General features: G+C 66.3%; 1 protein-coding gene. It reads right to left on the bottom strand.

Annotated features, from left to right (window positions below):
• The coding region (locus J9611_RS21580; protein ID WP_246528140.1) for a transposase at positions 1-377 on the bottom strand (377 nt) is incomplete at both ends.

Here is a 377-nt window from a genome sequence, read left to right as displayed (position 1 = left end):
GGGTGATCGTGTCCTGCCGGGCCACCGCGTCATCCAGGACCGTGGAATCCACGGCCCGCCGGCGCCGGCCATTCAACACCCCGGTCTCCGTGATGACCTCAAAGACCGCTTCGGTGATCCGATGCGGACGCTCGCTCGCGGCCAACCGTTTACGCCAATACGTCAACGTCGAGGGGTGGAACGCGGCCTCGTTGAGCCCGTACCCGCACGCAGCCTTCCACCGCAGATCAAAGGTCAGCGCCTCGGCCGTTCCCCGGTCCGAGAGTCCCTCCAACGCCTGAAGAACCAGCACCGAACCGATCACCGACGCCGGGATAGAGGGCCGGCCCCGGCCCGACGTGAAAAGGTCCTCCATCATCGAGTCAGGGAACAACCGG

Source organism: Pseudarthrobacter albicanus, from assembly GCF_018224015.1.
Lineage (GTDB): Bacteria > Actinomycetota > Actinomycetes > Actinomycetales > Micrococcaceae > Arthrobacter > Arthrobacter albicanus.
This window is presented reverse-complemented; position numbering and strand designations above follow the sequence as displayed.